We start from the raw sequence: 25,560 nt of genomic DNA, 5'->3' as shown, positions 1-25,560 counted from the left end.
AGTACAGCCTGCGGCTAGCTTCCTAGTTTGCTCTTTGATTTTCATTGAGTATAACTTTGTTTCTATCTTAATCAAACTGGATAGTGAATAATCATATTCTCACGATAGAAGAAGAGGCTGAGATTGGTGATTCTCGGCCTCTTCGATTTCTTAAAATGTTCCGATACGGGTGATTGGCCAGAAGCGGAATTTAGCTTCCCCTGTGATATCTTTTGCTTTGAAGGTACCTACGTGGCGGCTGTCGCTTGAAACCAGGCGATCGTCTCCGAGGAGAAGGTATTCACCTTCTGGGACAGTAAAGCTAAAGTTGGTGTTGTAGTTGACATCAACTGTGAAGGCTTGAGCCTTTTGAGCGATACTTCTAAAGAAGGTTCCTTTATTTCCTTCAAAGCCCTTGCCTGAGTATGTGCTTTGGAGTTTGTCATCCTTGAAACGTTTGATGTAGTCAGCTAGGTAAGGCTCATCCGTCTCTTTATCATTGATGTAAAGTTTATCGTTTTCGTAACGGATGGTGTCGCCAGGCATTCCGATGACACGCTTGACGATGTCCTTATTGCCATCTTCCTCATGGGCCACCACGATATCAAAACGGTCAATAGGGAGGTGCTTAACGACAAAGAGAATTTCGCCATCTGCTAGGGTAGGATCCATGGAGTGGCCTTCTACGCGGACATTACTCCAAAAAAAGATACGGCTCAAAGCTAGTAATGACAGAATCAGGAGGAACAATCCCCACTCTTTTAAGAAATTTTTAAATGAATTCATAACTTACCTTTCTAAGCGTTTTTTCGCTTTTTCAGTATTTTTAAAGTGCAGTTTAGCGCAGAAATTGAGTCCCTGCATACCATAGGCTTGTAAAATCTGGCTAGCCACCTTATCAGAAGGCGTTCCAGCTCCACTTGGAAGTTGATAACCCAGTTCTCGTCCTAGATTTTCTAGATTTTCCAGAAAGAGATCACGCGCAATGACAGAAGAAACTGCGACAGCCAAGTATTTGCCCTCAGCCTTTTCTTCTAAGCTGATAGGATTGCTGAAACGATTGGCCTCTTGTGCCAAGTACTTGTCATAATTTTTAGCACTGGTAAAGGCATCAATCACAATTTTCTCAGGCTGAATGCCTTTTTGAAGAAGGAGATAGATAGCCTGGTTATGGAGGGCTACCTTAACAGAAACAGCGTTGTAGCGGTCTCCGATGACCTCGTTGTACTTGCTTGGTGAGAGAAGCAGTGCCTGGTGCTGAATTTTTTCTTTGAGGATAGGGGCAATCTGACGGATTTTTTGGTCGGTCAGAGTTTTAGAATCTCCCACACCGAGTTTTCGCAAGAAGGCATGCTGGTCAGGTGTGACAAAGGAAGCCACAACTGCAAGCCCACCAAAGTAGGAACCATTTCCCACCTCATCTGTCCCAATCAAAGAGAAATTTTGTCCCGTGTTTTCCTCTACAACCTCATAGCCAAAGAAACTAGCATATTTTTCAGCTCCTTCACCCTGAAGCAAGACCTTTCCAGAAGTATAGATAGAAACCGTTGCTTGAGGTAGTCGCAAAAAGTAGCGAATATAGGGATTCTTGCTGGGAGCCAGACTGGTTTGATAGTGTTCAAGAAAAGCCTGAATCTCCTTTTCGCTTGGTGTGAGTGTTATACTTGCCATAGTTTCTATTGTACCACAAAAGCAGGCAAATTTGTAAAAACTGACAAAATTAGCGAATTTTGGTATAATATCGTGAGGTGAATTTTATGGCAAATCTAAATCGATTCAAATTTACATTCGGGAAAAAATCATTAACCTTGACAAGCGAGCATGATAACCTTTTTATGGAGGAAATCGCCAAGGTTGCGACAGAAAAATACCAAGCAATTAAAGAACAAATGCCTAGTGCAGATGATGAAACAATCGCTCTTTTGTTGGCGGTCAACTGTTTATCAACTCAGCTCAGCCGTGAGATTGAATTTGATGATAAGGAGCAAGAATTAGAAGAACTCCGTCACAAGCTTGTGACTTGCAAGCAAGAACAGAGCAAGATTGAGGATTCCTTATGATTTCACTCCTTCTTCTATTGGTCTTGGCTTGGGGATTTTATATCGGCTATCGGAGAGGCCTGCTCTTACAGGTTTATTACCTGATTTCAGCTATGGCATCAGCTTTTGTGGCTGGCCAATTTTATAAGGGGCTGGGAGAACAATTCCATTTATTGCTCCCTTATGCAAATCCGCAGGAAGGTCAGGGAACTTTCTTTTTCCCATCGGATCAACTCTTTCAGCTGGATAAGGTCTTTTATGCAGGTATTGGCTACTTGCTTGTATTTGGGATTGTCTATAGCATCGGTCGTTTGCTTGGTCTCCTCTTACACTTGATTCCTAGTAAAAAACTGGGTGGTAAGTTGTTCCAAGTTTCAGCAGGCATCTTGTCCATGTTGGTAACCTTATTTGTCTTGCAAATGGCCTTGACCATACTAGCAACCATTCCCATGGCAGCTATACAAAATCCTCTTGAAAAGAGTATCGTTGCAAAACACATCATCCAAAGCATACCGGTAACAACCAGTTGGCTCAAACAAATCTGGGTGACAAATTTAATCGGATAAAAAGGGCAGGAGTTTTCCTAGCCCTTTGTTTACAGATTGACTAGAATCTATCAGAATGTAAAAAGCTAATACTCTTCGAAAATCTCTTCAAACCACGTCAGCTTCCATCTGCAACCTCAAAACACTGTTTTAGCAACCTGCGGCTAGCTTACTAGTTTGCTCTTTGATTTTTATTGAGTATCATACACCTAGACATTCAAAGACAAGGAAATAAAGATGAATAAGAAAATATTAGAAACATTAGAGTTCAATAAGGTCAAGGCTTTGTTTGAACCCCATTTGTTGACCGAGCAGGGTTTGGAGCAATTGAGACAGCTGGCTCCGACTGCCAAAGCGGATAAAATCAAACAGGATTTTGCTGAGATGAAGGAAATGCAGGCTCTTTTCGTCGAGCAACCGCATTTTACTATTCTTGCAACCAAGGAAATCGCAGGAGTCTGCAAGCGGTTGGAGATGGGAGCGGACCTCAATATCGAGGAGTTCCTACTCTTGAAGCGCGTACTTCTTGCTAGCCGAGAACTGCAAAGTTTTTATGCCAATCTGGAAAATGTCAGCTTGGAAGAATTAGCCCTTTGGTTTGAGAAATTACACGATTTTCCGCAGTTACAAGGAAATCTTCAAGCTTTTAATGATGCAGGTTTCATTGAAAATTTTGCCAGTGAAGAATTGGCGCGAATCCGTCGAAAAATCCATGATAGCGAGAGTCAGGTACGCGATGTTTTACAGGATCTGCTCAAGCAAAAAGCGCAGATGTTGACAGAAGGGATTATTGCCAGCAGAAATGGCCGTCAGGTTCTACCTGTCAAAAACACCTACCGCAATAAGATTACAGGTGTCGTTCATGATATTTCTGCCAGCGGAAATACCGTCTATATCGAACCCCGCGAGGTGGTCAAACTGAGCGAAGAAATTGCCAGTTTACGAGCAGATGAGCGCTATGAAATGCTTCGCATTCTCCAAGAAATTTCTGAGCGTGTTCGTCCTCATGCGGCTGAGATTGCCAATGATGCTTGGATTATCGGCCATCTGGACTTGATTCGTGCCAAGGTCCACTTTATCCAAGAAAGGCAAGCAGTCGTTCCTCAGCTGTCAGAAAATCAAGAGATTCAATTGCTCCATGTCTGCCATCCTTTGGTCAAAAATGCCGTCGCAAATGATGTCCATTTTGGTCAAGATTTAACAGCGATTGTCATTACAGGTCCTAATACAGGTGGGAAGACCATCATGCTTAAAACTCTGGGCTTGACGCAGGTTATGGCTCAGTCAGGCTTGCCGATTTTAGCAGATAAGGGAAGTCGTGTTGGTATTTTTGAAGAAATCTTTGCTGATATTGGGGATGAGCAATCTATTGAGCAGAGCTTGTCTACCTTCTCTAGTCACATGACCAATATTGTGGATATTCTTGGTAAGGTCAACCAGCATTCCCTCTTGCTCTTGGATGAGTTGGGAGCTGGTACAGACCCTCAAGAAGGAGCAGCCCTTGCTATGGCTATTTTAGAGGACCTTCGCCTGCGTCAAGTCAAGACCATGGCGACGACCCACTATCCGGAACTCAAAGCCTATGGTATCGAGACAGCCTTTGTGCAAAATGCTAGCATGGAGTTTGATACTGCAACTCTACGCCCGACCTATCGCTTTATGCAGGGTGTGCCTGGCCGAAGCAATGCCTTTGAAATTGCTAAACGTCTAGGCCTATCTGAAGTTATCGTAGGGGATGCCAGTCAGCAGGTTGATCAGGACAATGATGTCAACCGGATTATTGAGCAACTGGAAGAGCAGACGCTAGAGAGTCGCAAACGCTTGGACAATATCCGTGAGGTGGAGCAAGAAAATCTCAAGATGAACCGTGCTCTCAAAAAGCTCTACAATGAGCTCAATCGTGAAAAGGAAACGGAGCTTAATAAGGCGCGTGAACAGGCTGCTGAGATTGTGGACATGGCCCTAAGTGAGAGTGACCAGATTCTCAAAAATCTCCACAGTAAGTCCCAGCTCAAACCTCATGAAATCATTGAAGCCAAGGCCAAGCTGAAAAAATTGGCTCCTGAAAAAGTAGATTTGTCTAAAAATAAGGTCCTTCAAAAGGCCAAGAAAAAACGTGCTCCAAAGGTGGGAGATGATATCGTTGTTCTCAGTTATGGGCAGCGTGGTACCTTGACCAGTCAACTCAAGGACGGCCGCTGGGAAGCCCAAGTTGGCTTGATTAAGATGACTTTAGAAGAGAAAGAATTTGACCTTGTTCAAGCCCAGCACGAAAAGCAAGTCAAGAAGAAACAGGTCAATGTCGTGAAACGAACTTCTGGTCGTGGCCCACAAGCCAGACTGGACCTTCGAGGCAAACGTTATGAAGAGGCTATGAATGAGCTAGATGCCTTTATCGACCAAGCCTTGCTTAATAATATGGCTCAAGTTGATATCATCCATGGTATTGGAACAGGTGTCATCCGTGAAGGTGTCACCAAATATCTACAAAGAAACAAACATGTCAAGAGTTTTGGCTATGCCCCACAAAATGCTGGGGGCAGTGGTGCGACCATTGTCACTTTTAAAGGATAACAGTATTATGGACTTTATAAAGTAAAAACTGTTGAACTAATTTTTACTAATAAACACATTGACAAAAGCCAACATTTTTTGTAAAATAAGAATCAATTAAATACCAACACCGAATGAAGTTTAATAGAAGTGGGGAATCGTTTGATTTTCCATGACTGTAAATGGACGGAACTCTGGAGAGACCGTAAAGGCACCGAAGGGGCAAGGCAGGCAACTGCTCAAACTCTCAGGTAAAAGGACAGAGCTAGGATAGACCGCTTTTTAGCATTTATCTAAGCATTCCAGAGTACATGTATCTTACATGTGCTCTTTCTTTTGGGGTTGAAAAGATAGGAGAAGGAAATGTTAGAATTGCTTAAATCAATTGATGCTTTTGCTTGGGGCCCCCCCCTCTTGATTCTCTTGGTCGGAACAGGGATTTACCTAACTGCCCGTCTAGGTCTCTTGCAGGTTTTGCGGTTGCCCAAAGCCTTTCAGCTTATTTTTACCAAGGATAAGGGGCACGGGGATGTATCCAGTTTTGCGGCACTATGTACAGCCCTAGCAGCGACAGTTGGTACGGGAAATATTATCGGGGTGGCGACGGCTATCAAGGTCGGTGGACCAGGAGCCCTCTTTTGGATGTGGATGGCTGCTTTCTTTGGGATGGCTACCAAGTATGCGGAAGGACTACTAGCTATCAAATACCGTACCAAGGATGATCATGGTGCAGTAGCGGGAGGTCCCATGCACTATATTCTTCTAGGGATGGGAGAAAAGTGGCGTCCCCTTGCCATCTTCTTTGCCCTGGCAGGTGTGCTAGTAGCTTTGTTGGGAATCGGGACCTTCACTCAAGTCAACTCGATTACAGAATCTATCCAAAATACAACAACTATTTCGCCAGCCATCACAGCTCTTGTGTTGTCTGTATTTGTAGCAATTGCAGTCTTTGGTGGACTCAAATCCATTTCAAAGGTTTCAACTACTGTTGTTCCTTTTATGGCCATCATCTATATTTTGGGAACTCTTACAGTTATTTTCTTTAATATTGAGAAGATTCCTGCCACAATCGCTTTAATCTTGACATCGGCTTTTAGTCCAGTTGCTGCGGTCGGTGGATTTGCCGGTGCTAGCATTCGAATGGCTATTCAAAATGGTGTAGCGCGAGGTGTGTTCTCGAACGAATCTGGTCTGGGTTCGGCTCCCATTGCAGCTGCTGCGGCTAAGACAAATGAACCGGTAGAGCAAGGATTGATTTCCATGACAGGAACCTTTATTGACACCCTCATTATCTGTACTCTGACTGGTTTGACCATCTTGGTGACTGGTGTTTGGAGTGGCGATTTAAATGGAGTTGCCTTGACTCAGTCAGCTTTCTCAACAGTCTTTTCACACTTTGGACCTGCCCTTTTGACCATCTTCCTTGTGCTCTTTGCCTTTACAACGATTCTAGGTTGGAACTATTACGGAGAACGTTGTTTTGAGTTTCTCTTTGGGGTTCGCTTTATCTGGCTCTACCGTGTGGTCTTTGTGCTCATGGTCTTGCTAGGAGGATTTATCGAGTTGGATATGGTTTGGATTATCGCAGATATTGTCAATGCCTTGATGGCTCTGCCAAACTTGATTGCCCTCTTAGTTTTATCACCAGTCGTTATTGCTGAAACTAAAAAGTATTTTGACAAATAATGAAATCACACAGCTCGTGTGATTTTTTTGCTTTCATAAAAAATTTCTATCAGTGTAATTTAAAATATATATTATACATGGTATAGAATCTGTGATAGACTAGGTTTCAACAACATGAAAAGAGGTTTTATAATGACAACATTTACAATTCATACAGTCGAATCAGCACCAGCAGAAGTGAAAGAAGTTCTTGAAACAGTAGAAAAAGATAATAATGGCTATATTCCCAATCTAATCGGTCTCTTGGCTAATGCACCGACTGCTTTAGAGGCTTATCGTACTGTCGGAGCCATCAATCGTCGCAACAGCTTGACGCCTGTTGAGCGTGAAGTGGTGCAGATCACTGCAGCTGTGACCAATGGTTGTGCCTTCTGCGTCGCAGGTCACACAGCCTTTTCCATCAAACAAATCCAGATGAATGATGATCTTCTGCAAGCCCTTCGCAATCGTACTCCAATTGAAACAGATCCTAAATTGGACACCCTAGCTAAGTTTACCTTGGCGGTAATCAATACCAAGGGTCGTGTAGGAGATGAAGCCTTAGCTGAGTTTTTAGAAGCTGGTTACACCCAACAAAATGCCTTGGATGTGGTTCTTGGTGTCAGCCTAGCAAGCCTCTGTAACTATGCCAACAATCTAGCTAATACACCAATTAATCCAGAATTGCAACCTTATGCTTAATTCATATCTGAGTCAAATGAAGTCTGAAATAATCGGACTTCATTTTTTAAGTCCTCATTTAAGCGCTTTTATGCTATACTGAAACTAACATGATTATTGGAGGTTAGGATGAAAAAACTCCCCTTGGTATTTTCTGGTTGTTTGCTAGGTTTGGCAGGAGCTGGAAATCTTATGTTAGATACGTTGCCGATTCTGTCTCATCTGTTGAGTCTGACAGGTTTGGTTTTATGGATTTACTTTCTGATTTTGCATCTGTTTAATTGGAAGGAAACCAAGCAAGAATTGACCAAGCCTCCTCTTTTGTCAGGAATGGCTACCTTTCCCATGGCTGGGATGATTTTATCGACTTATGTCTTTCGCGTCTTCCCTCATCTTCCTTTGGTTGCGCAAGGGCTCTGGTGGTTTTCATTTCTCTTGGATGTGGCCTTGATTGCTGGTTTCACCATCAAGTTTGCCTGTCCAGGAAAGAGAGTCAGTGCGACTCCAAGCTGGACGGTTCTCTATGTAGGGATAGCAGTGGCAGCTTTGACCTATCCTCTTGTCGGTATCATCGAAATTGCCTATGCGACCTTGAGTTTTGGTTTTCTCCTAACCTTCTATCTTTATCCCCTTATTTATAGTGATTTAAAGAAAACTCCGCTCCCACTAGCCTTGCTTGGGCAAGAAGGAATCTACTGTGCTCCTTTCTCTCTACTCTTGGCTTCCCTGGTTCGAGTTGGAGGAGCCAGCCTACCAACTTGGCTCTTGATTGTCATGATCTTGGCTTCCCAATCCTTCTTTTTCTTTGTTTTAACTCGCCTGCCCAATATTTTAAAACAAGGTTTTCAACCAGCCTTCTCAGCCCTCACCTTCCCGACCATTATCACAGCTACTTCGCTCAAAATGGCTCAGGGAATCTTGAAACTTCCATTTCTGGATTATCTGGTAGTGGCTGAAACCGCTATTTGCTTAATTATTTTAGTCTTTGTATTAGGCGCTTATCTGAATTGGTTACGAAAAAAGGTCTAGCTAGAAATAGCTAAACCTTATTTTTTATGGTTTGATAACTTCAGCTCCACCCATGTATGGACGAAGTGCTTCTGGGATGGTCACAGAACCATCTGCATTTTGGTAGTTTTCAAGAATAGCAGCCACGGTACGTCCAACTGCAAGTCCAGAACCGTTCAAGGTATGGAGCAATTTCACCTTGCCATCTGCTTCATCACGGTAACGGATTTGGGCACGACGGGCTTGGAAATCTTCTGTGTTTGAACAGCTTGAGATTTCACGGTAGGTATTTTGTGCTGGAATCCACACTTCCAAGTCGTAAGTCTTCGCAGCTGAGAAGCCCATATCTCCTGTAGAGAGAGCAACGACACGGTATGGAAGGTTAAGTTTTTGAAGAATGTTTTCAGCGTTGGCTGTCATTTTTTCCAATTCTTCGTAAGATTCTTCTGGCTTGGCAAATTTAACCATTTCAACCTTATGGAATTGGTGCAAACGAATCAAGCCACGAGTATCTCGACCAGCTGAACCAGCCTCAGAACGGAATGATGGGCTCATAGCAGTGAAGTAGATTGGCAGGTCTTTACCGTCAAGGATTTCATCACGGTAGTAGTTTGTTAGAGGAACCTCAGCTGTAGGAATGAGGACGTAATTGCTGTCGCTGAGTTCAAAAGTATCTTCCTTGAATTTTGGATATTGACCAGTTCCAAACATAGAGTCGTGGTTAACCATGTAAGGTGTGATGACTTCTGTATAGCCTTCTTTTCCATGTTCATCCAACATAAAGTTGTAGATGGCACGTTCCAAACGAGCGCCGAGTCCTTTATAGAAGAGGAAGCGAGCGCCGGTTACTTTACCCCCACGTTCCCAATCAAGGATACCAAGGTCTTCGCCAAGATCCCAGTGAGCTTTAGGTTCGAAATCAAACTCGCGTGGAGTACCCCAACGGCGAACTTCCACATTGTCGTCTTCGTCAGCCCCAACAGGAACGCTGTCAGCTGGGATATTTGGAAGAGTAGTGGTAAATTCTGTCAATTTAGCATCGATGTCTGCCAATTCAGCATCCAAAGCTTTAACCTCAGCAGATAGGGTTTGCATGGCAGCAATCTTGTCATCTGCATTTTCCTTGTTGCGCTTAGCTTGGGCAATCTCAGCAGAAACTGTGTTGCGTTCTGCCTTGAGAGTTTCAACCTTGACCAAGATGTCACGACGTTTAGCATCGATTTCTTTCATTTCATTCAAGACAGTAGCATCTACACCACGTGTAGCCAATTTTTCTGCGACAGCATCAAAGTCTGTACGAATACGTTTGATATCTAACATAAGAACTCCTTTATGAAAAAAGCACACCTGACAAAGCGTTGGAGTGGCAGGGCCACGGTTCCATCCAACTTCACAGGTGTGCACTTGATTGTGTATGCAATTGTTACTAACGGTAGAATTTCACCTATCCCTCCTATCTGCTCGCAGCATCCGCAGACTTTCTGAAAGAAGAAGATAACCTACTTATCCGTTGCTATGATTATACTAAAGTTTCTACTTTTTTGCAAATAAATTTTTAAATTTTTGACCAATGGTCTGAATCAGAGTAGGAAGTTTGACGACCTTGTCATTGCCCAGCTTTTCGCGTGCAATTTTGAGAATGGCACCTGAGTCTTTTGAAGCAAAGAGGAATTTTCCTCTGTCTGTAAAGACTTCGAAGTGGCGACTGATTTTGCGACCAGTAACATTAGCTCCAATTTGGTTGATATGGCTCCAAGGAATCTGGATAAATTGTTCAACATTGACATCGGGGTAAAATTCCAAAGCCTGATCTCCGACAAGGAATTTCCCAACTTTCCCAGCTATAGAGAGGTAGGAGGTGCCTGTCGTATTGAGGAGCACTGTTTTGTTAAGTGATTGAGCCATGCTTAGTCTTCCTTACTTTCACCGAAAAAGGCATTGTAGAGGGCTTTAATAGCTGCTTTCTCTTGGTCCTTATGGACAACAAACATGATAGACACTTCACTAGAACCTTGAGACATCATCTGGATGTTGATCTTATTTTCAGATAGAGCACGTGTCGCAGTAGCAGTTACTCCGATATGGCTCTTCATCTTTTCTCCAACAATCATAATGATTGAAAGGTCGTGCTCGATTTCTGCATGGTCTACTTCAGCCTTTTGAACCAACTGACGAAGGATTTCTTCTTCCTTGATAGGAGTTAGTTCGCGAGAACGGAGAATGATTGAAAGATCGTCGATACCTGTTGGCATATGTTCCCAACCGATGTTAAGATCTTCAAGGATTTGAAGAACCTTGCGTCCAAATCCAACCTCACGGTTCATGAGGTATTTAGACATGTTGATGCTGACAAAGCCAGAGTCACCAGCAATTCCTACTACTGGAAATTCATCACTACTGTGTTTTAGAACGATACGAGTACCTGGATGATCAGGATTGTTGGTATTCTTGATAACCAGAGGAATTTTTCCACGGTAGGCAGGAAGAAGTGCTTCGTCATGAAGAACTGAGAAGCCTGCATAGGCCAACTCACGCATTTCACGGTAGGTCAACTCAGGGATTGAGTGTGGTTGGTGGATAATACCAGGGTGAGCTGCAAAGATACCATCAACATCCGTAAAGTTTTCATAGAGGTCTGCCTTAACACCGGCAGCAATGATAGAACCAGTGATATCAGAACCTCCACGTGAGAAGGTACAGATTTGATTTTCCTTAGTAACTCCAAAGAAACCAGGAATGACAAGGACTTCATTGGCGTTTGTTAATTCTTCAATCTTGTCATAACTTGATGGAATGATGCGAGCGTGACCAGGTTCACTTGTGACCACAATACCAGCTTCTCTAGGATGAACATAGCGTGCATCAATACCATTTTGGTTAAAATAGGCAGCAATCAATTTAGCATTGTTGTTTTCACCCGCTGCTAGGAAAGTATCGTAGAGAAATTCGTTTTCTTCGATAGGAAGAGTGGCTAAGGCACGAATACTTTTAGAAATTCTTTCTAGAATAGCTGGCTTCAGTCCCAATTCACTAACCATAGCAGCATAGCGGTCGATAATCCAGTTTTGGCTCTTGCTAATATCGTTACCAGCAACATAGTCGCGGTAGTATTTAATCAAGGCATCCGTAACCTTAGTATCTTCGGCATTGCGTTTCCCAGGTGCAGAAACAACTACAAAACGGCGCTCTGGATCGCTTTTAACGATGTTTAAAACTTTTTCTAATTGACCAGCAGAGGCAAGAGAGCTACCTCCAAATTTAACAACTTTCATAAGAACTCCTAAAGTAAGTATTTTATACGATTATAGCAGAAAGAAAGCCTTTTTTCAATGAAGAAAATAAGATGCTTTCTAGTATAAAGCGAGCCTTTCTAATCGGCTGAGACACTTTCAGTTGATTTTTTCTTGCTTTCTGATTTTAAAAAAGATATACTTTGAAAATAGAATAATTTAAACTGCTTATAAAATAAAAAGGAGTCCTGATGGAACACATTATTTATCAGCTTGAAGAGGATTTGGCAATTCTTACCTTGAATCGTCCTGAGGTCGCAAATGGTTTTCATATCCCTATGTGCGAGGAGATTTTAGAAGCTCTGACTTTGGCAGAAGAGGATCCGGCTGTGCATTTTGTCTTAATCAACGCGAATGGCAAAGTCTTCTCTGTTGGTGGAGATTTAGTAGAGATGAAGCGAGCAGTAGATGAGGATGATATTCCATCATTGACGAAAATCGCAGAATTAGTCAATACTATTTCTTATAAAATCAAGCAGATTGCAAAGCCTGTCTTGATGGAGGTTGATGGGGCTGTTGCAGGTGCCGCAGCGAATATGGCTGTTGCTGCAGATTTCTGTCTGGCAACGGATAAGGCTAAATTTATCCAAGCTTTTGTTGGAGTTGGCCTGGCTCCAGATGCAGGTGGGATTCATCTCTTGAGTCGTAGTATTGGTGTGACGCGTGCTGTTCAATTAGCTATGACAGGAGAAGCTTTAACAGCAGACAAAGCTTTAGAGTGGGGCCTAGTTTACCGCGTCTGTGAAGCTGATAGACTTGAAAAGACGAGAGAACAGCTTCTTAAAAAATTAAGACGTGGATCAGTTAATTCTTATGCTGCTATCAAGAAGTTGGTCTGGGAGAGCCAATTTAAAGATTGGCAGGATTATGCTACTTTAGAACTGAACCTACAGGAATCCTTAGCTCAAACAGAGGATTTCAAAGAGGGAGTTCGGGCTCATTCGGAAAGAAGAAGACCTAAATTTACAGGAAAATAAAAAAATACTTGCACCATTCTTTGAACTTTGATATAATTCTTTTGTCAAATGTTTTGATTCTAAAAGTTTTTTTGAAAAGGAGGGAAGGAAAGATTGGACTACCAACGAATTAATGAATATTTAACATCTATATTTAATAATGTCCTCGTTATCGAGGAAGTTAGCTTGAGGGGTAGTCGTTTCAAAGATATCTCCATCAAAGAAATGCATACGATTGATGTGATTGGGAAATTCCCAGATGTGACACCAAGTCAAGTGTCAAAAGAGTTGATGGTGACTCTTGGGACAGTTACGACTAGTTTGAATAATCTCGAACGCAAAGGTTACATTGAACGCGTTCGTTCAGAACATGATAGACGTGTGGTGCATCTGCATTTGACAAAGAAAGGTCGCTTGGTTCATAGGCTACATAAACGCTTCCATAAGACCATGGTTGAAAAAATCATCGATGGTATGAGTAAGCAAGAAATTGAGATTATGAGCAAAGGTTTGACTAATCTTTATCAATTTTTGGAGGATTTGAGATAATGGCTTTTGCAAAAATAAGCCAGGTTGCTCATTATGTGCCAGAGCAAGTGGTTACAAATCATGATTTGGCCCAGATTATGGATACCAATGATGAGTGGATTTCAAGTCGGACGGGAATACGTCAAAGGCATATTTCAAGAACAGAATCTACTAGTGATTTGGCTACAGAGGTTGCTAAGAAACTGATGGCAAAAGCTGGAATCACAGGAGAAGAGCTGGATTTTATCATTCTAGCTACTATTACTCCAGATTCGATGATGCCCTCTACAGCTGCTCGTGTTCAAGCTAATATTGGTGCTAATAAGGCCTTTGCTTTTGACCTAACAGCGGCTTGCAGTGGATTTGTATTTGCTCTTTCAACTGCTGAAAAGTTTATCGCTTCTGGTCGCTTTCAAAAAGGCTTAGTGATTGGTAGTGAAACCCTCTCTAAGGCAGTTGATTGGTCAGATCGATCAACAGCTGTGTTGTTTGGAGATGGTGCTGGTGGAGTCTTGCTAGAAACTAGCGAGCAAGAGCATTTCTTAGCTGAGAGTCTCAATAGCGATGGAAGTCGCAGTGAGTGTCTGACCTATGGACATTCAGGCTTGCATTCTCCATTTTCAGATCAAGAAAATGCAGATTCATTTTTGAAGATGGATGGACGCGCAGTCTTTGATTTTGCCATTAGAGATGTAGCCAAGTCTATCAAACAGACTATTGATGAGTCTCCTATAGAGGCGACAGACTTGGATTATTTACTACTTCATCAGGCTAATGACCGTATCTTGGATAAGATGGCTAGAAAAATCGGTGTCGACCGAGCTAAACTTCCAGCAAATATGATGGAGTATGGAAATACCAGTGCAGCCAGTATCCCGATTTTACTTTCAGAGTGTGTAGAACAAGGCCTCATCCGTTTAGACGGTAGCCAGACTGTTCTTCTATCAGGCTTCGGTGGAGGCTTGACATGGGGCACGCTCATTCTTACAATTTAGGTAATCATGTGGTGAACACATTGTTATAAAAAAACTATTTATTTTAAAGGAGTCCTATCATGGCAGTATTTGAAAAAGTACAAGAAATTATCGTTGAAGAACTTGGGAAAGACGCATCAGAAGTAACACTTGAATCAACTTTTGATGATTTGGACGCAGATTCATTGGACTTGTTCCAAGTAATCTCAGAAATCGAAGATGCTTTTGATATCCAAATCGAAGCAGAAGATGACTTGAAAACAGTTGGTGACTTGGTTGCCTACGTTGAAGAGCAAACAAAATAAGCAGAATATAAGATAGAAGGAGTAGGGAAACCCGCTCCCTCTTGTTTAGGCAATAGTTTGATTGTCAAATTATGACGGTATCGAACTATTACGTAAGCAAGAAACGATGGAGGCACTATGAAAACGCGTATTACAGAATTATTGAACATTGATTATCCTATTTTCCAAGGAGGAATGGCCTGGGTCGCTGATGGTGATTTGGCAGGGGCTGTTTCCAAGGCTGGAGGACTAGGGATTATCGGTGGGGGGAATGCCCCGAAAGAAGTCGTCAAGGCAAATATTGACAAGATCAAATCGTTAACGGATAAACCTTTTGGTGTCAACATCATGCTCTTGTCTCCCTTTGTGGAAGATATTGTAGATCTCGTTATCGAGGAAGATGTTAAGGTAGTAACAACAGGCGCAGGAAATCCTGGTAAATACATGGAACGCTTCCATGAAGCTGGTATTACGGTTATTCCTGTTGTGCCAAGTGTTGCCCTAGCTAAACGCATGGAAAAAATCGGTGCGGATGCCGTTATTGCAGAAGGAATGGAGGCTGGGGGGCATATCGGTAAATTAACTACCATGACCTTGGTGCGTCAGGTTGCTGCTGCTGTATCTATTCCTGTTATTGCTGCAGGAGGGATTGCGGATGGTGAAGGTGCTGCTGCTGGATTTATGCTAGGTGCAGAGGCTGTTCAGGTTGGAACTCGCTTTGTCGTTGCCAAAGAGTCTAATGCCCATCCAAATTATAAGGCGAAAATTTTAAAAGCTAGAGATATTGATACTACAATTTCAGCTCAACACTTTGGACATGCTGTTCGTGCGATTAAAAATCAGTTGACTCGTGATTTTGAAAAAGCTGAGAAAGATGCCTTTAAACAAGAAAATCCCGATTTGGAAATTTTTGAACAAATGGGAGCAGGTGCTCTAGCTAAAGCGGTTGTTCACGGAGATGTGGATGGAGGCTCTGTCATGGCAGGTCAGATTGCAGGTCTTGTTTCCAAAGAAGAAACCGTTGAAGAAATACTAAAAGATTTGTATTACGGAGCAGCTAAGAAAATTCAAGAAGAAGCCTCTCGTTGGGCAGGAGTTGTAAGAAATGACTAAAACAGCCTTTTTATTTGCTGGTCAAGGTGCCCAGTATCTAGGTATGGGACGGGATCTCTATGATCACTACCCTATTGTCAAAGAGACGATTGATCAAGCGAGTCAGGTACTTGGTTATGATTTACGTCATCTCATTGATACGGAGGAAGAAAAACTCAATCAGACCCGCTATACGCAACCAGCTATTTTAGCAACTTCAGTTGCTATTTACCGTTTATTACAAGAAAAGGGCTATCAGCCTGATATGGTTGCTGGTTTGTCTCTTGGAGAATACTCTGCCTTGGTGGCCAGCGGTGCTTTGGATTTTGAAGATGCGGTAGCCTTAGTTGCTAAGCGTGGCGCCTATATGGAAGAAGCGGCTCCTGCTGGCTCTGGCAAGATGGTAGCAGTTCTCAATACGCCAGTAGAGGTCATTGAAGAAGTCTGTCAAAAAGCTTCTGAACTTGGAGTGGTTACTCCAGCCAACTATAATACACCTGCACAAATCGTGATTGGTGGAGAAGTGGTAGCAGTTGATCGAGCTGTCGAACTCTTGCAGGAGGCAGGAGCTAAACGCTTGATTCCTCTCAAAGTTTCAGGGCCCTTTCATACCGCTCTCCTTGAGCCTGCCAGCCAGAGACTAGCTGAAACTCTAGCTCAGGTAAGTTTTTCAGATTTCACTTGTCCCCTAGTCGGCAATACAGAAGCTGCAGTTATGCAAAAAGAAGACATTGCTCAACTCTTGACGCGTCAGGTCAAGGAACCAGTTCGTTTCTATGAAAGTATTGCAGTTATGCAAGAAGCAGGCGTAACTAACTTTATCGAGATTGGCCCGGGGAAAGTCTTGTCAGGTTTTGTCAAAAAAATTGATAAGACCGCTAAACTAGCCAATGTTGAAGATCAGGCTAGTTTGGAAACTTTGCTAGAAAACAAGTAATCCCTTCTCCCATAAATACAAGAGGAAACAGGAGAAAAGAATGCAACTAAAAAATAAAAATATCTTTATTACAGGTTCGAGTCGTGGAATTGGTCTTGCCATTGCCCATAAGTTTGCTCAAGCAGGAGCCAATATTGTCTTAAACAGTCGTGGTGCAATTTCAGAAGAATTGCTCGCTGAGTTTTCAAACTATGGTGTCAAGGTGGTTCCCATTTCAGGAGATGTATCAGATTTTGCAGACGCTAAACGTATGGTTGATCAAGCTATTGCAGAGCTGGGTTCAGTAGATGTTTTGGTCAATAATGCAGGGATTACCCAAGATACCCTTATGCTCAAGATGACAGAAGCGGATTTTGAAAAAGTGCTCAAGGTTAACTTGACTGGTGCCTTTAACATGACACAATCAGTCTTGAAACCGATGATGAAAGCCAGAGAAGGTGCTATCATTAATATGTCTAGTGTTGTTGGTTTGATGGGAAATATCGGTCAAGCTAACTATGCAGCTTCTAAGGCTGGTTTGATTGGTTTTACTAAGTCTGTGGCTCGTGAAGTGGCCAATCGCAATATCAGAGTTAATGCTATTGCACCTGGAATGATTGAGTCCGATATGACAGCTGTTCTATCAGACAAGGTAAAAGATGCTATGCTGGCACAAATTCCTATGAAAGAATTTGGTCAGGCAGAGCAGGTTGCAGATTTGACAGTATTTTTAGCAGGCCAAGATTATCTAACTGGTCAAGTGGTTGCCATTGATGGTGGCTTAAGTATGTAGCAGAAGCTAGAGGTAAAAAAGATGAAACTAAATCGCGTAGTAGTAACAGGTTATGGAGTAACATCTCCAATCGGAAATACACCAGAAGAATTTTGGAATAGTTTGACAACTGGAAAAATCGGAATTGGTCAAATTACGAAATTTGATCATAGTGACTTTGATGTGCATAATGCAGCAGAAATTCAAGATTTTCCTTTTGATAAATACTTTGTAAAGAAAGATACCAACCGTTTTGACAACTATTCTTTGTATGCTTTATATGCAGCCCAAGAGGCTGTCAATCACGCTAATCTGGATGTAGAGGCTCTTGACAGGGATCGTTTTGGTGTTATCGTTGCCTCTGGTATTGGTGGAATCAAGGAAATTGAAGATCAAGTGCTTCGCCTAAATGACAAAGGACCAAAACGTGTGAAACCATTGACCCTTCCAAAAGCTTTGCCAAATATGGCTTCAGGAAATGTTGCTATGCGTTTTGGAGCAAACGGTGTTTGTAAATCCATCAATACTGCCTGCGCTTCATCAAATGACGCGATTGGGGATGCCTTCCGCTCAATTAAATTTGGTTTCCAAGACGTTATGTTGGTAGGTGGTTCAGAAGCCTCTATCACACCTTTTGCTATTGCTGGTTTCCAAGCCCTAACAGCTCTCTCTACTACAGAGGACCCAACTCGTGCTTCCATTCCATTTGATAAAGACCGTAACGGTTTTGTCATGGGTGAAGGTTCTGGGATGTTAGTTCTTGAAAGCCTTGAACACGCTGAAAAACGTGGGGCTACTATCCTTGCTGAAGTGGTTGGTTACGGAAATACTTGTGATGCCTACCATATGACTTCTCCTCATCCAGAAGGTCAAGGAGCTATCAAAGCCATCAAACTAGCCTTGGAGGAAGCTGAGATTTCTCCAGAGCAAGTAGCCTATGTCAATGCTCACGGAACGTCAACTCCTGCTAATGAAAAAGGAGAAAGTGGTGCCATCGTAGCTGTTCTTGGTAAGGAAGTGCCTGTATCATCAACCAAATCATTCACAGGACATTTGCTGGGTGCTGCAGGTGCAGTAGAAGCTATCGTCACAATCGAGGCTATGCGTCATAACTTTGTACCAATGACAGCTGGAACAAGTGAAGTATCAGATTATATCGAAGCCAATGTCGTTTATGGACAAGGCTTGGAGCAAGAAATTCCATACGCTATTTCAAATACTTTTGGTTTTGGTGGCCACAATGCAGTTCTTGCTTTCAAACGTTGGGAGAATAAATAACTATGAATTTAAACGATATTAAAGACTTGATGGCTCAATTTGACCAATCAAGTTTGAGAGAATTTTCTTATAGAAATGGGACGGATGAGTTACAGTTTAGCAAGAATGAAGCTAGACTTGTGCCTGAAGTTGCACCTCAGGTCGCTCCTGCGCCTGCTGTAGCAACACCAAGTCCAGTAGCTTCAACATCTGCTCCAGTAGAAACTGTAGTGGAAGAAGTTCCTGCTTCAGTTGAAGCAAGTGTAGCTGCTGAGGGAGATGTTGTAGAGAGCCCACTTGTTGGGGTGGCTTACTTGGCTGCTGGACCTGATAAACCTGCCTTCGTTTCAGTTGGTGATAGTGTCAAAAAAGGTCAAACATTGGTGATCATCGAAGCTATGAAAGTCATGAATGAAATCCCAGCTCCTAAGGATGGTGTGGTAACGGAAATTCTCGTTTCTAACGAAGAAATGGTTGAGTTTGGTAAAGGATTGGTACGTATCAAATGATCGATATTCAAGGAATCAAAGAAGCCCTTCCCCACCGTTATCCTATGCTCCTAGTAGACCGTGTATTGGAAGTGAGCGAGGACACCATTGTTGCCATCAAAAATGTGACCATCAACGAACCCTTCTTTAACGGTCATTTCCCTCAATATCCAGTTATGCCAGGTGTTCTAATCATGGAAGCCTTGGCGCAAACAGCTGGTGTCTTGGAGTTGTCAAAACCTGAAAATAAAGGAAAACTAGTCTTTTACGCTGGTATGGATAAGGTTAAATTCAAGAAGCAAGTTGTACCAGGCGACCAATTGGTTATGACAGCGACTTTTGTAAAACGTCGTGGCACCATAGCTGTGGTTGAAGCAAAGGCTGAAGTGGATGGCAAGCTTGCGGCCAGTGGTACTCTTACCTTTGCAATAGGGAACTAAGGAGGTTCTCCATGTTTCGAAAAATTTTAATTGCCAATCGTGGTGAAATTGCGGTTCGTATTATCCGTGCGGCGCGTGAATTGGGGATTGCAACGGTGGCGGTTTATTCAACTGCTGATAAGGAAGCCCTTCATACGCTTTTGGCAGATGAAGCAGTTTGTATCGGCCCTGGCAAGGCAACAGAGTCTTATCTCAATATCAATGCGGTTCTATCAGCTGCAGTCTTGACTGAGGCAGAAGCCATTCACCCAGGTTTTGGATTTCTTAGTGAAAATTCCAAATTTGCAACTATGTGTGAAGAGGTGGGGCTTAAGTTTATCGGTCCATCTGGTCATGTTATGGATATGATGGGGGATAAGATCAATGCGCGTGCTCAGATGATCAAAGCAGGCGTGCCTGTTATACCAGGTTCGGATGGAGAAGTGCATAACTCTGAGGAAGCTTTGATTGTTGCTGAAAAAATTGGCTACCCTGTTATGCTCAAGGCTTCAGCAGGTGGAGGTGGTAAAGGGATTCGTAAGGTTGAAAAACCAGAAGATCTCGTTTCCGCCTTTGATACTGCTTCAAGTGAAGCCAAGGCCAATTATGACAATGGTGCCATGTACATAGAACGGGTTATCTATCCAGCTCGTCACATCGAGGTTCAAATCCTAGGAGATGAGCATGGACATGTGATTCACTTGGGGGAACGGGATTGTTCTCTTCAACGGAATAACCAAAAGGTTTTGGAAGAAAGTCCTTCGATTGCAATCGGAAAAACGTTGCGTAATGAAATCGGTGCTGCTGCTGTTCGAGCAGCAGAGTCTGTTGGCTATGAGAATGCAGGGACCATTGAGTTTCTCCTTGATGAAGCAAGTGGCAATTTCTACTTCATGGAGATGAATACTCGTGTACAGGTGGAACATCCAGTAACAGAATTTGTTTCAGGCGTTGATATCGTTAAGGAACAGATTCGCATTGCGGCAGGTCAGCCCCTGTCTGTTAAGCAAGAAGATATTGTCCTACGCGGTCATGCTATCGAGTGTCGTATTAATGCAGAAAATCCAGCCTTAAACTTTGCTCCAAGTCCAGGTAAGATTACCAATCTCTATCTGCCAAGTGGAGGAGTTGGCTTGCGCGTGGATTCAGCAGTTTATCCAGGCTATACCATTCCACCTTATTATGATAGTATGATTGCCAAAATCATCGTTCACGGTGAAAATCGTTTTGATGCACTTATGAAAATGCAACGTGCCCTCTATGAATTAGAGATTGAAGGGGTGCAGACCAATGCAGATTTCCAGCTTGACCTCATTTCAGATCGCAATGTCATTGCTGGAGATTACGATACTTCCTTCTTGATGGAAACCTTCTTACCCAAATATCAAGAAAAAGAATAAAATGACTTCAAGAGTTTAAACCGAAAAGGGGAATCAATGGCTCTATTTAGTAAAAAAGATAAGTATATTCGAATTAATCCCAATCGTTCGGTTAGGGAAAAACCTCAAGCCAAGCCAGAGGTTCCAGATGAATTATTCTCCCAGTGTCCAGGCTGTAAGCATACCATTTATCAGAAGGATCTGGGAAGTGAGCGTATCTGTCCGCATTGTAGCTATACCTTTCGTATTTCTGCCCAAGAACGCTTGGCTTTGATGATTGATATGGGAACCTTCAAGGAATTGTTTACAGGGATTGAAAGCAAGGATCCCTTGCATTTCCCTGGTTATCAAAAGAAACTAGCAGCTATGCGTGAAAAAACTGGTCTGGATGAAGCTGTTGTGACAGGAACTGCTCTTATTAAAGGTCAGACTGTGGCTCTTGGGATTATGGATTCCAACTTTATCATGGCTTCTATGGGTACGGTTGTAGGGGAGAAAATCACTCGTTTGTTTGAGTATGCGACTGTTGAACAGTTGCCAGTTGTTCTCTTCACAGCCTCTGGTGGAGCCCGTATGCAGGAAGGAATCATGAGTCTCATGCAGATGGCCAAGATCTCTGCAGCGGTTAAACGCCATTCAAATGCAGGTCTCTTTTACCTGACTATTTTGACAGATCCAACGACAGGTGGTGTGACAGCTTCTTTCGCTATGGAAGGTGATATCATTCTGGCTGAACCACAGAGCTTGGTCGGTTTTGCTGGGCGTCGTGTGATTGAAAATACGGTTCGTGAAAGCTTGCCTGAGGATTTCCAAAAGGCAGAATTCCTACTGGAACATGGCTTTGTAGATGCTATTGTCAAAAGAAGAGACTTGCCAGACACCATTGCTAGCCTAGTCAGATTGCACGGAGGGAGTCCTAGATGAATATTGCAAAAATAGTCAGAGAAGCGCGTGAGCAGAGTCGCTTGACAACCTTGGACTTTGCGACAGGCATTTTTGATGACTTTATCCAATTACACGGTGACCGTTCTTTTCGTGACGATGGTGCAGTTGTTGGTGGTATTGGCTGGCTTGGAGATCAAGCCGTAACAGTGGTTGGTATCCAAAAAGGCAAGAGTTTGCAAGATAACCTCAAACGAAATTTTGGCCAACCACATCCAGAAGGCTATCGTAAGGCCCTACGGTTGATGAAACAGGCAGAAAAGTTTGGCCGTCCAGTTGTGACCTTTATCAATACAGCAGGTGCCTATCCTGGTGTCGGCGCGGAAGAACGTGGTCAAGGTGAAGCTATCGCTCGCAATCTCATGGAAATGAGTGACCTGAAAGTTCCGATTATCGCCATCATTATCGGTGAAGGTGGTTCAGGCGGTGCACTGGCTCTGGCCGTTGCAGACCGTGTCTGGATGCTGGAAAATTCTATCTATGCCATTCTCAGTCCAGAAGGCTTTGCTTCCATTCTATGGAAGGACGGTACTCGTGCCATGGAAGCAGCAGAACTGATGAAAATCACTTCACATGAGCTGTTAGAGATGGCCGTGGTGGATAAGGTGATTTCTGAAGCAGGATTTTCGAGCAAAGAACTGATTAAGACTGTGAAAAAAGAACTCCAAACGGAGCTAGCCATACTTTCACAAAAACCGTTAGAAGAGTTGTTGGAAGAGCGCTATCAACGGTTTAGAAAATACTAATACTCTTCGAAAATCTCTTCAAACCACGTCAGCTTCGCCTTGTCGTATATATGTTACTGACTTCGTCAGTTCTATCCACAACCTCAAAACCGTGTTTTGAGCAGCCTACGGCTAGCTTCCTAGTTTGCTCTTTGATTTTCATTGAGTATAATTCTTTAGAATACGCAAAAACTAGAACTGACTGCCAGTTCTAGTTTTTATGTGGCTCTTACTTTGTGCAAAGGGGAAAGTCAAAAGGTGCTTGGAAGACCAAACGCCTTTTTGATTATTCATTTTCTTCAGTTACAAATTGGCTAAGCAGTCCGTTGATGAAGCGGGCTGATTTTTGATCTGAAAAATTCTTAGCGAGTTCAATGGCTTCATTGACTGCTACCAGCTGAGGTGTATCAAATGATGTGATTTCAAAGATACCCAAGCGTAGTAAGTTTTTTTCGACCAAGGTCAAGCGTTCAACTGTCCAGCCTGACTTGAGGTGCTGGTTGATTTGTTTATCCAACTCGTCTTTTTGAGCTTGAACGCCAGAAACCAAGTTCAGAAGAAAGGTAGGGATTTGCACATCTGCATCTTCACGGTCATGCGTGTAGGCAAAGTGACAAGCTGTTTCCATATCTGTGCCGAATTCAAGGCTCATGAGAGCTTGAAAAGCGCATTTACGAAGTTCACGTCTAGATTCTAATAATGGACTAGTCATTGAGGAAGTCCTCGTTAAATAGATCTTTCAACTCAGGTTTTGGTGTTTTGTCTGGAACGATTCCTGCAACATGGATGTTAACAGCAGCAAGTTCCACATCAGCCATATCACGGACAGCATCTTTGACTGCTTTTTGAATAGCAAGAGCCACTTTTGGTACCTTCACACCGTACTCAAGATAGAGATAGATGTCAGCAGTTAGTTCTTCGTTGCTTTCTTTTAAGTAGACGCCACGACCAAGAGAGAGTTTTGATAGGGTATCAGATACGGATTTATTTGAAAATGAGTGGACACCATCAACTTTAGCAGTTGCGATGGCAATGATTTTTTCAAGTACACGTGGAGCGATAACGATTTCGCCAAATTGTTCTTCAATTCCCATAGAATGACCTCTTTCTAGAGATTAGGCACGAGAAACGTAAGTTCCTTCTGCAGTGTTGATGATCAATTTTTGTCCAGCTTCGATAAAGTCTGGAACGTTGACAACAAGTCCAGTTTCCATAGTTGCTGGTTTACCAGAACCTGTAACAGTAGCGCCTTTGATAGATGGTTGTGTTTCAGCAACTGTCAACTCAACAGTAGTTGGTACAGTTACACCGATTACTTCAGTTCCGTAGAATTGGATTTTCACATCAGAGTTTTCAAGGATGTAAAGCAATTCATTTTCAACGTTTACGACTGGGATTTCGTATTGGTCGTAAGTTTCAGTGTTCATGAAGTAGGCAGTTTCATCCATTTTGTACAAGTATTGAGCTGGAACAGTTTCGATAATAGCTTGTTCGAATTTTTCTTCTGGACGGTAGCTTGTGTCAAATGTAGAACCAGTACGGACATCACGCAATTTCATACGCATGATCGTGTTCCCTTTACCAGGTTTGTGGTGGCTAGCTTCCAAAACGCGGATCAATTTTCCGTCTGCAGTTTCAAATGTCATACCAGCTTTCAATTTGCTTGCTTCAATCATGTTTTTACCTCTTTAATAAATATTATTACTCTTCATTTTACCATAAAATCTTCTGAAAATAAAGCCAAAATAGTTATTGGGATATAGTGGGGGAGAAAAAGAATATTGCCTAGTCAGGTGGAGTGGTTAATGTTAAAGAGTATCCACTATATTTCTTCTCATACTCAATAGAAATCAAAGAGCAAACTAGGAAGCAAGCTGCAAACTGTATTTGAGTACGGTAATGTGACGCTGACGTGGTTTGAAGAGATTTTCGAAGAGTATTATATTTCAAAAGGCCGAAGTAAGTTTACTCCGACCTGTTAGTATTGTCTTAAAAAGATTGATTTTTTATTCTGGTTCTACCAAAATTTTAATTTGTGACTTATCTTGAGTTAATTCGATAAAGCCTTCTTCGACGATATTTTCCAATTTAATTTTCTTAGTAACTAATTTTTCAGCAGAGAAGTAGCCTTGTTCCATCAATTCTAATACTTTAGGGAAGATATGACGATAAGCAATGATTCCTTTTAGTGTCTTTTCTTGGATTGCAAATTCATTCGGATTAATATTTGCTTCTCGTTCCCAGATAGAGACCACCATGCACTCACCTGCTTTATGTACGGCAGCTAAGGCTTGTCCTAAAACTACTGGCACACCCGTTACTTCATAGGAAACATCTACACCACCGTTTGTTAAACGATGAATAGCTTCAACAGCTGTTTCACCTTCTTCCGGACGGACAACGATAGCTCCTAACTCTTCAGCTTTTGCTTGACGTTCAGGTGATAGTTCAACAGCATAAATCTTAGAAGCACCCGCTGCACGAAGGGCTTCTACAATTAAGAGACCAATCGGACCTAAGCCAAAGACAGCAGCAGTATCACCAGCTTTTAGTGCTGATTGACGAACGGCATAAACTGCAACAGCAGCTGGCTCAGTGAGAGCTGCTTGCTCATAGCTTAAGCTATCTGGAATGACATGTACTAAGTCACCGTCTAAAACACAATATTTGGCAAATCCACCATCTGCAGCCAAACCGACAAAATTAAGGTTTGGATCCAAATTATAATTACCAACTAAGTTATTCTTAGCTAGAATTGGTTCTACAGCAACACGATCACCAACTTTAACACGAGTAACATCGCTTCCGACTTCTACAATTTCACCAGAAAATTCATGTCCCAGTGTTACTGGTGCTTTTTGACCAGAATAGACATGTTCTTCTGTTGGGATGAAGATAGGACCATCTAAAAATTCGTGGAGGTCAGTACCACAAATTCCTGTGAATTTAACAGCAACTTTTACTTGGTGCGGAAGTACCTCAGGGACTTCTACTTCTTGAATACGAACATCTTTTGCTGCATGCCAGCGAGCTGCTTTCATTGTAGCCATATGACTAACTCCTTTTTG

The 25,560-nt window shown here is 42.5% G+C and carries 28 protein-coding genes and 1 riboswitch; of the genes, 19 read left to right on the top strand and 9 right to left on the bottom strand.

The window, feature by feature from the left end:
• Positions 1–150: 150 nt before the first annotated feature.
• Both lepB and rnhC read right to left on the bottom strand, forming a co-directional pair.
• A complete protein-coding gene (gene lepB, locus ADG81_RS03860; RefSeq protein ID WP_001083986.1) occupies positions 151–765 on the bottom strand; it encodes a signal peptidase I in 615 nt (204 codons plus the stop codon).
• Between the two features lie 3 nt (positions 766–768).
• A complete protein-coding gene (gene rnhC / locus ADG81_RS03855) occupies positions 769–1,650 on the bottom strand; it encodes a ribonuclease HIII (protein WP_049550941.1) in 882 nt (293 codons plus the stop codon).
• Between the two features lie 86 nt (positions 1,651–1,736).
• On the opposite strand from rnhC, the gene zapA reads away from it, so the two are divergent.
• From zapA to ADG81_RS03825, 6 genes are all read left to right on the top strand, one after another.
• Positions 1,737–2,039 carry a cell division protein ZapA gene (gene zapA / locus ADG81_RS03850; RefSeq protein WP_000002019.1) on the top strand — a complete coding sequence of 101 codons (303 nt, stop codon included), beginning with the start codon at positions 1,737–1,739 and terminating at the stop codon, positions 2,037–2,039.
• On the top strand, positions 2,036–2,584 hold the full coding sequence (locus ADG81_RS03845; protein WP_000624513.1) for a CvpA family protein: 549 nt from the start codon (positions 2,036–2,038) through the stop codon (positions 2,582–2,584). Before zapA ends, ADG81_RS03845 begins: the two co-directional genes overlap by 4 nt.
• Positions 2,585–2,800: 216 nt before the next feature.
• Positions 2,801–5,137: an endonuclease MutS2 gene (locus ADG81_RS03840; protein WP_049550940.1), complete on the top strand. Its 2,337-nt coding sequence runs from the start codon at positions 2,801–2,803 to the stop codon at positions 5,135–5,137.
• Positions 5,138–5,300: 163 nt separating this feature from the next.
• Positions 5,301–5,389, top strand: a riboswitch (glycine riboswitch).
• Positions 5,390–5,479: 90 nt separating this feature from the next.
• Positions 5,480–6,802 (top strand): alanine/glycine:cation symporter family protein, encoded by a 1,323-nt coding sequence (locus ADG81_RS03835; RefSeq protein ID WP_024057191.1) that lies wholly within the window; start codon positions 5,480–5,482, stop codon positions 6,800–6,802.
• 132 nt (positions 6,803–6,934) lie between these two features.
• Positions 6,935–7,483: a carboxymuconolactone decarboxylase family protein gene (locus tag ADG81_RS03830; protein WP_000206768.1), complete on the top strand. Its 549-nt coding sequence runs from the start codon at positions 6,935–6,937 to the stop codon at positions 7,481–7,483.
• Between the two features lie 108 nt (positions 7,484–7,591).
• On the top strand, positions 7,592–8,491 hold the full coding sequence (locus ADG81_RS03825; RefSeq protein ID WP_049550939.1) for a TDT family transporter: 900 nt from the start codon (positions 7,592–7,594) through the stop codon (positions 8,489–8,491).
• Positions 8,492–8,515: 24 nt separating this feature from the next.
• Here the strand turns inward: ADG81_RS03825 and serS are convergent, their stop codons facing one another.
• The 3 genes from serS to ADG81_RS03810 form a co-directional block, all read right to left on the bottom strand.
• Complete coding sequence (gene serS, locus ADG81_RS03820; RefSeq protein ID WP_049550938.1) at positions 8,516–9,790, bottom strand: serine--tRNA ligase; 1,275 nt, start codon at positions 9,788–9,790, stop codon at positions 8,516–8,518.
• A 213-nt stretch (positions 9,791–10,003) separates the two neighbouring features.
• Positions 10,004–10,375: a DUF956 family protein gene (locus ADG81_RS03815; protein ID WP_000079349.1), complete on the bottom strand. Its 372-nt coding sequence runs from the start codon at positions 10,373–10,375 to the stop codon at positions 10,004–10,006.
• 2 nt (positions 10,376–10,377) lie between these two features.
• On the bottom strand, positions 10,378–11,742 hold the full coding sequence (locus ADG81_RS03810; RefSeq protein WP_049550937.1) for an aspartate kinase: 1,365 nt from the start codon (positions 11,740–11,742) through the stop codon (positions 10,378–10,380).
• 209 nt (positions 11,743–11,951) lie between these two features.
• Here ADG81_RS03810 and ADG81_RS03805 point away from each other — a divergent pair, with 209 nt between their 5' ends.
• The 13 genes from ADG81_RS03805 (at position 11,952) to ADG81_RS03745 (ending at position 22,513) form a co-directional block, all read left to right on the top strand.
• Complete coding sequence (locus ADG81_RS03805; RefSeq protein WP_049550936.1) at positions 11,952–12,737, top strand: enoyl-CoA hydratase; 786 nt, start codon at positions 11,952–11,954, stop codon at positions 12,735–12,737.
• A gap of 93 nt (positions 12,738–12,830) precedes the next feature.
• On the top strand, positions 12,831–13,265 hold the full coding sequence (locus tag ADG81_RS03800) for a MarR family winged helix-turn-helix transcriptional regulator (RefSeq protein WP_049516235.1): 435 nt from the start codon (positions 12,831–12,833) through the stop codon (positions 13,263–13,265).
• A complete protein-coding gene (locus ADG81_RS03795; RefSeq protein WP_049516237.1) occupies positions 13,265–14,239 on the top strand; it encodes a beta-ketoacyl-ACP synthase III in 975 nt (324 codons plus the stop codon). The genes ADG81_RS03800 and ADG81_RS03795 overlap by 1 nt, the downstream gene beginning before the upstream one ends.
• A gap of 59 nt (positions 14,240–14,298) precedes the next feature.
• Positions 14,299–14,523, top strand: a complete 225-nt coding sequence (locus ADG81_RS03790; RefSeq protein ID WP_000257838.1) for an acyl carrier protein — start codon at positions 14,299–14,301, stop codon at positions 14,521–14,523.
• Positions 14,524–14,640: 117 nt separating this feature from the next.
• Positions 14,641–15,615 (top strand): enoyl-[acyl-carrier-protein] reductase FabK, encoded by a 975-nt coding sequence (gene fabK, locus ADG81_RS03785; protein ID WP_049550935.1) that lies wholly within the window; start codon positions 14,641–14,643, stop codon positions 15,613–15,615.
• Entirely contained in the window at positions 15,608–16,531 is a 924-nt protein-coding gene (gene fabD, locus ADG81_RS03780) for an ACP S-malonyltransferase (RefSeq protein WP_049550934.1), read from the top strand. Before fabK ends, fabD begins: the two co-directional genes overlap by 8 nt.
• A 40-nt stretch (positions 16,532–16,571) precedes the next feature.
• Positions 16,572–17,303, top strand: coding sequence for a 3-oxoacyl-[acyl-carrier-protein] reductase (gene fabG, locus ADG81_RS03775; RefSeq protein WP_001176197.1), 732 nt, complete (start codon positions 16,572–16,574; stop codon positions 17,301–17,303).
• Between the two features lie 21 nt (positions 17,304–17,324).
• Positions 17,325–18,560: a beta-ketoacyl-ACP synthase II gene (gene fabF, locus ADG81_RS03770; RefSeq protein ID WP_049550933.1), complete on the top strand. Its 1,236-nt coding sequence runs from the start codon at positions 17,325–17,327 to the stop codon at positions 18,558–18,560.
• 2 nt (positions 18,561–18,562) lie between these two features.
• Positions 18,563–19,048 carry an acetyl-CoA carboxylase biotin carboxyl carrier protein gene (gene accB, locus ADG81_RS03765; RefSeq protein WP_001052238.1) on the top strand — a complete coding sequence of 162 codons (486 nt, stop codon included), beginning with the start codon at positions 18,563–18,565 and terminating at the stop codon, positions 19,046–19,048.
• Positions 19,045–19,467, top strand: coding sequence for a 3-hydroxyacyl-ACP dehydratase FabZ (gene fabZ / locus ADG81_RS03760; protein WP_000565515.1), 423 nt, complete (start codon positions 19,045–19,047; stop codon positions 19,465–19,467). The genes accB and fabZ overlap by 4 nt, the downstream gene beginning before the upstream one ends.
• An 11-nt stretch (positions 19,468–19,478) precedes the next feature.
• Positions 19,479–20,846 (top strand): acetyl-CoA carboxylase biotin carboxylase subunit, encoded by a 1,368-nt coding sequence (accC, locus tag ADG81_RS03755; protein WP_049550932.1) that lies wholly within the window; start codon positions 19,479–19,481, stop codon positions 20,844–20,846.
• 36 nt (positions 20,847–20,882) lie between these two features.
• Positions 20,883–21,749 carry an acetyl-CoA carboxylase, carboxyltransferase subunit beta gene (accD, locus tag ADG81_RS03750; protein WP_049550931.1) on the top strand — a complete coding sequence of 289 codons (867 nt, stop codon included), beginning with the start codon at positions 20,883–20,885 and terminating at the stop codon, positions 21,747–21,749.
• A complete protein-coding gene (locus tag ADG81_RS03745; protein ID WP_001017391.1) occupies positions 21,746–22,513 on the top strand; it encodes an acetyl-CoA carboxylase carboxyl transferase subunit alpha in 768 nt (255 codons plus the stop codon). Before accD ends, ADG81_RS03745 begins: the two co-directional genes overlap by 4 nt.
• Positions 22,514–22,778: 265 nt before the next feature.
• Here the strand turns inward: ADG81_RS03745 and nusB are convergent, their stop codons facing one another.
• From nusB to ADG81_RS03720, 4 genes are all read right to left on the bottom strand, one after another.
• The gene (nusB, locus tag ADG81_RS03735; protein ID WP_000203639.1) at positions 22,779–23,204 is read right to left on the bottom strand and encodes a transcription antitermination factor NusB; all 426 of its coding nucleotides are present in this window, start codon (positions 23,202–23,204) and stop codon (positions 22,779–22,781) included.
• Positions 23,197–23,586 carry an Asp23/Gls24 family envelope stress response protein gene (locus tag ADG81_RS03730; protein ID WP_000510575.1) on the bottom strand — a complete coding sequence of 130 codons (390 nt, stop codon included), beginning with the start codon at positions 23,584–23,586 and terminating at the stop codon, positions 23,197–23,199. The genes nusB and ADG81_RS03730 overlap by 8 nt, the downstream gene beginning before the upstream one ends.
• A 21-nt stretch (positions 23,587–23,607) precedes the next feature.
• Complete coding sequence (gene efp / locus ADG81_RS03725; protein ID WP_000568643.1) at positions 23,608–24,168, bottom strand: elongation factor P; 561 nt, start codon at positions 24,166–24,168, stop codon at positions 23,608–23,610.
• 330 nt (positions 24,169–24,498) lie between these two features.
• A complete protein-coding gene (locus ADG81_RS03720; RefSeq protein WP_000224426.1) occupies positions 24,499–25,542 on the bottom strand; it encodes a 2,3-butanediol dehydrogenase in 1,044 nt (347 codons plus the stop codon).
• Positions 25,543–25,560: the final 18 nt, after the last annotated feature.

The sequence above is a fragment of the Streptococcus pseudopneumoniae genome (assembly GCF_001070815.1).
In the GTDB taxonomy this organism is placed as follows: domain Bacteria; phylum Bacillota; class Bacilli; order Lactobacillales; family Streptococcaceae; genus Streptococcus; species Streptococcus pseudopneumoniae_P.
This window is presented reverse-complemented; position numbering and strand designations above follow the sequence as displayed.